Origin of the sequence: Marinobacterium jannaschii DSM 6295 (assembly GCF_000620085.1) — a bacterium.
Lineage (GTDB): Bacteria > Pseudomonadota > Gammaproteobacteria > Pseudomonadales > Balneatricaceae > Pontibacterium > Pontibacterium jannaschii.
The window spans coordinates 16,452-27,690 of the sequence record NZ_JHVJ01000005.1; the positions used below are offsets into that span (position 1 = coordinate 16,452).

An 11,239-nucleotide genomic window follows, 5' to 3' on the forward strand; every position below is an offset into this window, starting at 1 on the left:
AATGGCTATAACGCCGTTTCTTCGTTTGCTTACCTATCGTATGTGTTCAGGCTTCATTCGAAGCCCGCTGAACTGATCTTAGTGCATCAGGATACCTGAATATTCTTACCCATCTATTGGTTAGCATTCGTAGAGAGAGTTAAATGGACTTTATTGACGAGATGGCGAGTGGCAGCGAAAAAGTATCAAAGCTTGCCAGTGAATGGATCGAAATCTTACCGGATGCAGCACTGGTACTTGATCATCAGTATCGGGTCGCCAATTTTAACAGTGCCGCTGTAGCTATATTCGGAACCCTGGATACAGGGCTCTTATATAGAACGTTGCCTGAACTGTTTTTAGTAGATACTGATGAAGCTATTGAATGGCTTTCAGGTTTAGCGGCCACTGAAAATCGCGCATCGAGCAGGGATCTCTTATTGAGGAATCCTGTAGGGTCGGGTCGTCTCCACAATGTATTTATTCGAAAATTAGGTTTTTTTGATAAGCAGTCAGATAGTGCTGCTATCGAGTGCACTTTTGTGCAGATAAAAGGTCTGGGCGATATCTACAGTAATGTAGATCTGGACGATACTTTTATTCAGTCAAAAATTCCTTTATGTATTATCAGTGAAACCGGAAACTTCCTTCATCTTAATCCCGCCTTTACAGCTTTTTTAGGGTGGTCTCAATCGGATTTAGCCGATAGCTCGATTAAAGATCTGTGCGACCCTGAATCCCGCCATCAACTGCTCGATTCGCTTTCCAATCTCGGTGTAGCATCCGGTGCTGACCGGCTTGAAATGCGCTTTCGTACCCGGGACGGGAACTGGTTGTGGATGGAATTTAACCCGGTACTGCGCAGGGATAACCTTATTCACTGCACCCTGTATGACACCGCAAGGTTTCATCGAAGCCTGGAGAAAACCCGAAAGCTTACCGAAGAGCGAGATAGACGGATAGCGGAGCACAGGGCTTTGCTGTTTGTTATGAATGAGCGAGAGGAAGAGATTCGGGCGATCGTCGAAAATCTGACGGACTGTGTCATTACCATTAATGTCGAGGGCAGGATCTGCAGCGCTAATCAGGCGTTGACCACAGTGCTGGGTTACAGCCCGGATGAAGTTCTGGGAAAGAATGTTTCAATGCTGATGCCCGAGTCGGTTGCCAGGCAGCACGATGGATATCTGGAACATTATCAGCGTACCGGTGAGGCCCATATTATTGGTGTTGGACGCGAAGTAGAGGGGGTGCATAAAGAGGGCTATCGGGTTGCATTAGATCTTGCCGTCAGCGCTTATACACTCCACGAGCAGCAGTATTTCGTCGGTACTCTCAGGGACCTGCGAGATAAAAACCGGCTGATATCCGAGCTGAAGTCTGCAAAAGTTGACGCTGAACAGGCAAACCGCGCCAAGTCGGCTTTTCTAGCCACAATGAGCCATGAAATACGCACACCGATGAACGGTGTTTTGGGAATGTTAGAGATTCTGGCCCGGAGTGAGTTGTCTGAACAGCAGGCGGACGCTGTGCATACCATGAGAAACTCCAGTCTGACATTGCTGGACCTGATTGATGATATTCTCGACTTTTCAAAAATTGAAGCCAATGAGCTGGAGCTGGATGTCCTGCCGATCTACCTTTCAGATCTGATTGAAGATCTTTGCGCTTCACTAGTATCTGTTGCAATTAAAAACGACGTAACCCAGCACCTTTACATTGCGCCGGACGTGCCGGAACAGGTCTGGTGCGACGATACCCGTATTCGTCAAATCCTGTTTAACCTGATTGGTAATGCAATCAAATTCAGCGGTTCAATGACAGACCGGAAAGGCCGCGTGAGTGTCCGTATTGAAAACAGTCCTCAGTATCCGGATAGCCTTCAATTCTCGGTATCCGATAATGGGATAGGTATGGAAGCCGGTTTCCTTGAAAAGCTGTTCGATGTGTTCACTCAAGGAGAGATATCGACAACCCGTCGCTATGGCGGTACCGGGCTGGGGCTGGGAATATGCAAACGCCTGGTTGAGCTTATGAGCGGAATCATAGAGGTTGAGAGTACGCCTGGTGTGGGTACATCGTTCAAAGTTACCTTGCCGGTGAATAGCTCTCAGGAACTGCCCGCGCGCCCTCTGCCAGTTGTATCGGACGTTGAATGTGTGGTTGTTGAAGGTGATTCATTCATCTCTGCGGATCTGTCTGACTACCTTAAGTCTGCAATAACACGCGTCAGGGTGCTGAGTCTTGGTGATACATTGGAACAGATCACAAGTACAGATAGTCTGCAAATCGTCCTGATTGATGCAACAACACTTCAACAACTGGATTCAGGATATATCTCCTATCTTGTCAAGTCCCATAGTGTAAAACTGGTTGTTTTAAAACGTAGCTTCGAATCGGTAAATAATATTTCAGACTCTAACATCGTCTTGCTTAGTACGGATATCTTAAGGCGATTCCACCTTCTTAATGCTGTCGCTGTTGCAGCAGGAGATGCGAGTACCGATATCATTCAAAAGACAGCAGATGATATTACTATTACGCAGGAAGATACGAAGGTTTCAATTACTGAAGCACGTAGTCAGGGGCGTCTTATTCTTGTTGCAGAAGATGATGAGATTAATCAAAAGGTTATCTTACGACAATTAGCCATACTGGGTTATGCAGCTGAGGTTGCACCCGACGGCAGTAAGGCCCTTGAAATGTGGAGAGATCAACACTATGCGCTGGTATTAACTGATCTGCATATGCCGGAAATGGATGGTTATCAGTTAACTGAAATGATCCGAAAGGAGGAAAAAAGCTCGCGCCGGATTCCTGTTATTGCCTTAACTGCTAATGCACTCAGAGGAGAAGAGAAGCGAGCGCATATTACCGGTATGGATGCGTACCTTACTAAACCCATACAACTGGATGTATTGGCAGATGAGTTAATGAAGTGGCTACCAAAAAGCGGCTATGAAAACTCATTTTCTGAATTAGACACGTTCACTGATACCGATAAAAAATCAGATACCAGAGTTATAGATGTCGATATCCTGAAAAGCCTTGTGGGCGATGATGATCAGGTGGCTAAGTCATTTATGGTTGAGTATTTGGAGGTTGCTTACAGGCAATCCGGCGAAATCCTTATGGCATACCATCAAGATAATCTTAAGAAGGTATTAGAAGTGGCTCATAAACTTAAATCTTCTTCAAGGGCCGTGGGCGCATTAGCATTCGGCGATGTCTGTGCCGAGCTCGAAACGGCGATTAGAAGCGCTAGTAAAGACGATATTAAGGCAGGAGTTAAACAGTTTGAATCGAGTTATTCAGAGGTTGTTTCATCTGCTAATGACTGGTTAAACACAGTTTGAATTGGCTTTATTCTAACTATTTAAGCTGGTTCATATTAAAGACAGGATTATCCTCTCCATTCGGTCGGGGATGGATGCAAAGGAGTGGTAACTATGAGAACAATCCGGGAGTATTTTGATTCATTCTCGGGCGGCTGGACTAACGCAAAGGGTGGCCCCTTAATCGTGTTATTACTGTGTATGCTGGTTACTCTGGGTGGTTGGTATTATACGCAAAACAGTGTCCACCAGGCTGCGTCCGGGCGCTTTGAAACGAATAGATTACTGGTTGAATCACAGATCAAGAACAGAATGGCTGCGTATGAACAGATACTGCGTGGTGGGCAGGGATTGTTTACGGCTTTCCCTGAGTTGACCCGGGACGCCTGGAAGCAGTATGTCGATGCGCTGAAGCTGGATCAGAACTTTCCGGGCATCCAGGGTGTCGGTTTTTCTCAGTATATAAAACCAGAAGAGCTGGACCAACATGTGAGCCAGGTACGTAAGGAGGGTTTCCCCGAATACCGGGTTAAGCCTGAAGGCGAGCGAGATGCCTATACAGCAATTCTATTTCTGGAACCCTTTGATGAGCGAAATCGGCAGGCGTTTGGGTATGACATGTTTTCTCAGGAAACCCGCAGGGCTGCAATGGAAAGCGCACGAGATACCGGGCGGGCGGCTTTATCAGGCAGGGTCGAACTCGTTCAGGAGATAACTGAGGATAAGCAGGCCGGGTTTTTGCTCTACCTGCCGCTCTATAGCACAGCAACAAAGCCTGCGACTGTAGAGCTGAGACGGGAGAAATTACTTGGCTATGTATATAGCCCGTTTAGAGCCACTAACCTGATGCGAGGTATTCTGCAGGAAGAATCCTCTATTGTAAGTTTCAGACTCTATGACGGAGATACGCCTTCAGAGGCCAGTCTGCTTTACGATGGTGATCAGGAACTGCACCTGACGCAGGCCAGTCAGGAGCCGCTTTACAAAACGGTCTCAACAATTTCTATTGCGGGGCGGCCCTGGACCATAGAGTTTCGCTCTACACCGCTATTCGAATCGAGGCTGGATTTTACGCTGCCCATGAGTCTGTTGGTGGCGGGACTTATTTTCAGCACCATGACCTTCATTATCAGCTGGATGCTGGTTACTACACGAAACCATGCAACTAAGCTAACCGAACAGGCTGAACAACTTAGCGATGTAAACAAGGCGCTGGAGCAGTCAAAGCTTGATGCCGAGCAGGCGAGCCGGGCAAAGTCCGCTTTTCTGGCTGCGATGAGCCATGAAATACGTACACCGATGAATGGTGTTGTCGGTATGGTTGAAATACTGGCTCATAGTGAACTCTCTTCTCAGCAACTGGATGCTGTCCACACCATTCGCGAGTCATCTTTCTCGCTGCTTGATCTTATCGACGATGTTCTCGACTTTTCTAAAATTGAGGCAGGGCGTTTGGAGTTAGAGCGTGTGCCGGTGACTGTCGAAGAAATTGTTGAGGGAATATGCACCTCCTTAAAGTCTGTTGCAGTCAGTCAGGGGGTCTCCCTGTCGGTGTTTGTATCTCCTGATGTTCCCGTACAAATCTGGTCCGACCGGACACGCTTAAGGCAGATCCTCTACAACCTTATTGGAAATGCAGTCAAGTTCAGTGGCGGGCAATCGGCTTGTGTAGGTCGGGTGGATGTACAGTGCACCATGTCCAGTGGTTCCCCTGATACGCCGGCGGCAGAGTTCATAGAGTTCTCTGTGATAGACAATGGTATAGGGATAGCGGAAGAGACAATCCAAACTCTGTTTACGACCTTCACTCAGGCTGAGACCTCAACCACCAGGCGCTTTGGGGGTACCGGCCTGGGGCTGGCCATTGCTAAGCGTTTGGTAACCCTGATGGGGGGGGGAGATATGGGTTAAAAGTGAGCTCGGCGTAGGCTCCAGTTTTACCGTCCGGTTGCCAGTTGAGTTGGTTGATGGCGCTGAAGAAACTGAAATGCCTTCGCTCAATGGAGTCTGCTGCATGCTTACCGAAGGAGGCTGTATTCGAACGGATTATCTGAAAGCCTATCTTGAACACGCCAATGCCGGCGTCAGTGTTTTTTCAAGTTTGAAGAATGCTGCCTCCATGGCAGCAGGATCCGTCGATCCGGCCATTATTATCTGTGACTCCGGTAGCAGGAGTCTGAAGGAATTGATCGAAGAGGTGGAGAGGGTCAGGGATATTGCGCCAGCCTGTCAGCTACTGGTTCTTACCCGGAGCCATAGCGATAGCATCCAACTGGAGTTGCCTAATGTAACAGTGCTGGATGGTGAGTCGCTGCAGAAAAACGTTTTTATCAGGGCTATCGCGCAAATTGCCGGCCGTGAGATTCCTGATGCCTATCAGTCCTCTCACCAAAAGCAGCCGGTTACTTCGGAAACGGCTGGCCAGTGCGCCGAGGATGCTCAGAGACATAGTCGGGTGATATTAGTGGCTGAGGACGACCCGATCAATCAGAAGGTGATTCTGCGTCAGCTAGATCTGCTCGGATATTCTGCAGAGGTCGCAAAGGATGGTAAAGAAGCGCTACAAAAATGGCGTAGCGGACGATTCAGCCTATTACTCAGCGATCTGCATATGCCGCTTCTCGACGGTTATGCATTAGCGCAGGCAATTCGAAGTGAAGAAGGGGCGTCCAATATCCCCATTATCGCACTGACGGCTAATGCTATTCGCGGTGAAGCGAGCAGGGCCGAAGCAGCGGGCATGAATGGTTATCTCACCAAGCCTGTGCAGTTACAGCAGTTAAAGGATGCCATCGAAGAGGGGCTGGATAGAGGGCTGCCCCCGGAATCTGTTGGGAAGCAGTCCCCGACCCAACGCAGCAGAATTGATCTGGCTGCGATCACATCGGTTATCGGGGATGATCCCGATGCGATTCGGGAAGTAATTGAAGATTTCCTTGGCGTTATTGAACCGATAAAACGCCTAATCGGTGAAGCCTGCAGCGGACGTGATGCCGGAGCCATAGTTGAAGCCAGTCATCGATTTAAATCAAATTCCCGATCTGTAGGCGCACATCGGTTGGGTGATATATGTGAGGAACTGGAGTCCGTCTCCGAGCGATGTGAATGGGATGCTGTGCAATCCTCAATCGTGAAAATGAATGATGAGATCGTCCTCGTCCGGAAAGGTTTGACGTCATTCATTGAAGAAAATTATTTTTTAGAAGAGAAATAATATGGTAAAAATATTGGTTGTTGATGATGACGCTCTTATGCTTCATCTCATGCGAAGGCAGCTTATGATTATCGGGTTCGACTCGATACACTGTATAAACGATCCTAACGTAGCGCTTAAAATCCTCGAGCTTTCCCCTGCAGGAATTGATCTGATTATCTGTGACCTTAAAATGCCCGGGGTTGACGGCATCGAATTTATTCGTGTGCTGGTTAAGATAAAGTATAAAGGCAAATTAATATTAGTGAGTGGTGAAGACCGGCGCTTGCTAATGCTGGCGAATAAACTGGCGTTAGCACATGATCTGAATATTATCGGTGCCCTGATTAAACCCGTTACGCCAGAACAGCTTAAAAATGTTATCTCAAATGGAAAGGTTAAAGGCGACGCCTTAGAACATCGAAAAAGAGTATATAAATCATCTGAGCTTAAGCATGCTATAGAGCATGGGGAGATCGAGGTATATTATCAGCCCCAGGTATCACTGAAAACCGGTAAGGTGACAGGTATCGAAGCGCTGGCTCGCTGGGCTCATCCGGAAGATGGATTGGTATATCCCGATCAGTTTATTCGATTAGCGGAAGACTCAGAGCTTATAGGAAGCCTGACCAGTAGCTTGATTGATCAGGTTCTCACTCATATGGAGTGGTGGATAGAGCATGGTCTTGAGATGAATGTGTCAGTGAATATTTCAATGAATAGCCTGGTATCAATAGACTATCCTGATATCATCGCCGCAAAAGCATTTGAAAAAAACATTCCTCTATCATCGCTTGTTCTCGAGGTAACTGAAAGCTGCCTCATGCATAACGATCCCAAGCAGATGGATATATTTGCCCGCCTTAAGATCAAAGGCTTTGGTCTTTCAATAGATGACTTTGGTACGGGGTATTCAACCCTGGAAAAGCTTCGGGATATACCTTTCAGTGAAATGAAAATAGACAAGGGCTTTGTGCTGGGGGCTTGTGAAGATCCCTCTCTGGCTGCGATCGTAAAATCTAATGTTGCTTTGGCTCATGAACTGGGTATGAGCGTTGTCGCAGAGGGGATTGAAACTGAAGCAGACTGGAATTTCGCCGCAGGCTCCGGTTGTAATATAGCCCAGGGTTATTTTATATCACCGCCTATTCCTGTGAACGATGTAATGTTCTGGGTTGAAAAGTGGAAGCAGCGGATGTCGAATCTGCTTGATAGGGATTGTTTATAATATGGATGAAGAAGATTTTATATTAATAGCTGCTGAAGGGCGTAGCGATGCAAAAATGATAAGTGATCTTCTGAGCGATAAGTTCGGAAGTATTCTGATATCGGTTGGAATTGAAGGCACTAAAGAGGTTTTTAGTGAGAGAAAGCCAAGAGTTTTGATACTGGCTTTCCCCAATATAAAAAGAGCTGAAGAGTGTTACCTCCAGATTTTTCGTGATGACCCTAAAGCCCATTCATTTCAGCATCAGGCAATCGTCCTGTGCAGCAAGGAGAATATCTGGAGCGCATATGAACTCTGCAAGGCAGACTTCTTCGACGATTATGTGCTGTTCTGGCCAATTACCTATGATGCACCCCGGCTTGAGATGGTGGTACACAAGGCCCTAAGAGAAGAGGGGCATGGTGTTGGTGGCCCTGATCGCTCCGACTTTGCTAAGCCCTGTAAGAAAATTGGTTCAGTCGAAAACCTCATAGGTAACTACCGGCAGCAGGGCGATCAATATCTGGATGATGCAAGCAACAGTATCTATCAGGTTGAGCAAAGTCTTGCAGTCGCGCTGGATCACCTTCTGAAGAAAGCACAGTCCAGGGATGGTGAAACCAATAGCCAGCATGAGATGGCAGAAGATATTCTTAAACTGAAAGAACATGAACTTATCGACAGGTTTCAGGGAGCAAAACAGTCAATAGGCCCTCTCCGCAACTGGCTTTCGAGTATTGATAAGGAATTCGATCCCCTGATCAATGTCCTTAACAATCTTAAGAGCCTGACCAGGCAAATTAGTCCTGTTGTCATGTTTGTCGATGATGACGAATTTCAGCACAAGCTACTGAAGCAGGTGCTTAAGGATAGTGGCCTCAAAATTATTTGCTTTGATTCCGGCTCAAAAGCCCTGGCCGCACTCAGGAATAATAAGCCGGATATTATCCTTATGGATTTCAATATGCCTGATATTAACGGTATTGAACTGACACGGCGTCTGAAAAGCGCCGATACCTGTAGGGATATACCGATCGTACTGGTTACAGGTCACAGCGAGCGAGCTGTTGTGGTTGGAAGTCTGCAGGCCGGCGCTGTCGACTTTGTTGTGAAGCCCTTTGTCAGAGAGACGCTGATGGCAAAAATTAACAAGTATGTAACCGGGGCATAGTCCTGAGGTGCGTAAGACCTTTGAGTTTTTGCATACAGTACGTTGAATACCACTTCATATCATTTCGTAAGCTATAGCTTCTTTCATACAATCTATAACGACTTGGTATTAAAAGGGAGCCTGAATCCTGATCGGCTGTCTTATAGTTTATATGCCTGACGTTTGCTCAGTAGTCGGAGTAGTTCTTGTGGTTGATGGCATTGCAGGGAAGCAGCCGACATGCGCGTTTGCGTCATGCCTGGTCTTTCAGGTTTTGGTCATCCGTTAAGGGCAGGGCGGATTTGCGAATATATTTGTTAGGTACAGCTATGGGTGTGCTTAGGTTTATGGGCGGGGTGTTACTGGTGGCCGGACTGTTGACCGCAAATATCCAGGCCCAGACGACTGCTTTCTCGCTGCTCGATTCTTTACAGAGTGGATTGCCCGAGGCCGATCCCGCGCCGGTAATGACAGATCTACAGCCGGGCAAACACTTTACTGACTGGCAACAGCTTGAAAGCTACTATGAATTATTGGCGCGCTATACGAAGTGGCCGCCGCTGAAGGCAACCAGGTTGCTGGAGGCTGGTGATCGTCACGATCAGATTGACCTGGTGCGGCAGCGTCTTTACTGGCTAGGGGATCTCGATAAACGCTATCCAGAAGGCGATGTTAAGTTATTCGATGCTGCGCTGGAGCATGCACTGCAGCGCTTTCAGCACCGTCATGGCGCTAAAGTCGATGGCATTATCGGCCCTGAAACCCGTCGTCATCTCAATATAACGCCACAATTCCGATTGGCCCAGCTACGTATCAATCGTGCCCGTTTTGAAACCGCCCGCAGCGAGCTGGTCGGGCGCTTTATCCATATCAATGTACCTGACTTTTACCTGCGCTACGTGGCGGATGGACAGACTCTGCTGGAGATGAAAACCATTGTTGGGCGCCGCAAGCGGCCGACGCCGCTGATAAAAAGCGAAGTCAAAACGCTGGTGGTTAACCCGGCCTGGAATGTCCCGAAAGGAATAGCCTATAAGGATATCCTCCCGAAGCTGATGGAAGATGGGAATTACCTGCAGGAGGAGAATCTGCGTCTTGTCGCCGGATGGAGTAACCCGCCCAGTGTGTTGCCGGTGGAGTGGCTTGATACCGATCTGCTCTATCGTGGCAGTAATCAACAGCGGTTTTATCAGCCGCCGGGGCGGGGGAATGCACTGGGGCAGATTAAGTTTGATTTCCCTAATCACTATAGCGTCTATATGCATGATACGCCTGGGCGCCGACTATTCGAGAAACACAGTCGGGCATTCAGTTCCGGCTGTATCCGGCTGGAAAAGCCGTTCGAGCTGGCTGAGATGATTATCGAGTCGGAAGAAGAGGCGCTTAAACTTGAGGCCTATCGTGCCCAGTCTAAGACACGCTATCTTAAACTAAGTCACCCGGTACCTCTGGTGATCACCTACTGGACTGCCTGGCTGGATTCGTCGGGGGTGGTGCAGTTCCGTGCAGATCTTTATCGCTATGACCGTGCTGAAGTAGCGGCCCAGGCCCGCAAGGGAGAGGCTGTTTCTGTATCTCCGGACCAGCGCCCGGGTCGGCCAAGCCTTATCCAATAGAGCCGGCGGCCTGTTAACGGCGTCTATCGGAAAAATTTTCTGTATCACACTTGTACTGAAACTGACTGTTGCGGGCGACAGGGTGGTGAAATCTGTACAGTAGTGCTCCGTTTCGGCATACTAGGCGGCTGATTTTACCTCTAGATAGTGTTTCTGATTGGGTAGTACATGACACTGAAAACCGAACTTAACCGCCGAAAGTTTCTATGCTTAGCCGGTAGCGTCGCCGCTACTGCCGTTTCACCTCAGATTATCGCTGCGCCAGCAGTGCATACCGGCCGCACGGCCTCGCAGGAGAAGCAGCTGAGTATGCTCAACCTGCACACTGGGGAGCGGGTGGACACCACCTTCTGGGTGGCTGGACGTTACCTGCCAGACGGGCTGAGTGATATTAATAAGGTATTGCGTGACCACCGCAATAATCAGGTTGCCAAAATTGATGTGGAACTGATCGATCTGTTACATCGCCTGCACTCCAAGACCGGAACGTCTGAGGAGATTCAGATTATCTCTGCTTACCGGTCGCCGGAAACCAACGCGATGCTGCGGAAGAAAAGCAATGGTGTAGCTAAACGCAGCCTGCACATGCAAGGGAAAGCGGTTGATATCCGGATGTCAGATATTTCACTGGACCGTTTACATAAAGCGGCGCTGCAGTTACGCGGCGGTGGCGTTGGCTACTACCGTAAAAGTAACTTTATCCATCTGGATGTGGGGCGCGTGCGTAGCTGGGGTTAAGCCCGGCGGCGATATATCACT

At 48.3% G+C, this 11,239-nt stretch carries 7 protein-coding genes; all 7 read left to right on the forward strand.

Features of this window, described 5'->3' with window-relative positions; all coding sequences use genetic code 11:
• Positions 1-143: 143 nt before the first annotated feature.
• The 7 genes from Q354_RS24410 to Q354_RS0103395 all read left to right on the forward strand — a co-directional run bounded on the left by Q354_RS24410 (position 144) and on the right by Q354_RS0103395 (position 11,218).
• On the forward strand, positions 144-3,335 hold the full coding sequence (locus Q354_RS24410) for a PAS domain S-box protein (RefSeq protein ID WP_051559849.1): 3,192 nt from the start codon (positions 144-146) through the stop codon (positions 3,333-3,335).
• Positions 3,336-3,428: 93 nt separating this feature from the next.
• Positions 3,429-5,225: a sensor histidine kinase gene (locus tag Q354_RS27155; RefSeq protein WP_051559850.1), complete on the forward strand. Its 1,797-nt coding sequence runs from the start codon at positions 3,429-3,431 to the stop codon at positions 5,223-5,225.
• Positions 5,226-5,328: 103 nt separating this feature from the next.
• Entirely contained in the window at positions 5,329-6,528 is a 1,200-nt protein-coding gene (locus tag Q354_RS27160) for a response regulator (RefSeq protein WP_027856392.1), read from the forward strand.
• Between the two features lies 1 nt (position 6,529).
• Positions 6,530-7,735, forward strand: coding sequence for an EAL domain-containing response regulator (locus Q354_RS0103380; protein WP_027856393.1), 1,206 nt, complete (start codon positions 6,530-6,532; stop codon positions 7,733-7,735).
• Position 7,736: 1 nt separating this feature from the next.
• Entirely contained in the window at positions 7,737-8,885 is a 1,149-nt protein-coding gene (locus tag Q354_RS27165; RefSeq protein WP_051559851.1) for a response regulator, read from the forward strand.
• A gap of 308 nt (positions 8,886-9,193) precedes the next feature.
• Positions 9,194-10,480, forward strand: a complete 1,287-nt coding sequence (locus Q354_RS24430) for a L,D-transpeptidase family protein (RefSeq protein ID WP_169828852.1) — start codon at positions 9,194-9,196, stop codon at positions 10,478-10,480.
• A gap of 168 nt (positions 10,481-10,648) precedes the next feature.
• Positions 10,649-11,218: a DUF882 domain-containing protein gene (locus Q354_RS0103395; RefSeq protein WP_027856394.1), complete on the forward strand. Its 570-nt coding sequence runs from the start codon at positions 10,649-10,651 to the stop codon at positions 11,216-11,218.
• Positions 11,219-11,239 lie beyond the last annotated feature (21 nt).

Bases quoted from the DNA above. Each gene is read 5' to 3' on its own strand.
- Q354_RS24410 (WP_051559849.1), top strand. From the start codon at position 144: ATGGACTTTATTGACGAGATGGCGAGTGGCAGCGAAAAAGTATCAAAG.
- Q354_RS27155 (WP_051559850.1), top strand. From the start codon at position 3,429: ATGAGAACAATCCGGGAGTATTTTGATTCATTCTCGGGCGGCTGGACT.
- Q354_RS27160 (WP_027856392.1), top strand. From the start codon at position 5,329: ATGCTTACCGAAGGAGGCTGTATTCGAACGGATTATCTGAAAGCCTAT.
- Q354_RS0103380 (WP_027856393.1), top strand. From the start codon at position 6,530: ATGGTAAAAATATTGGTTGTTGATGATGACGCTCTTATGCTTCATCTC.
- Q354_RS27165 (WP_051559851.1), top strand. From the start codon at position 7,737: ATGGATGAAGAAGATTTTATATTAATAGCTGCTGAAGGGCGTAGCGAT.
- Q354_RS24430 (WP_169828852.1), top strand. From the start codon at position 9,194: ATGGGTGTGCTTAGGTTTATGGGCGGGGTGTTACTGGTGGCCGGACTG.
- Q354_RS0103395 (WP_027856394.1), top strand. From the start codon at position 10,649: ATGACACTGAAAACCGAACTTAACCGCCGAAAGTTTCTATGCTTAGCC.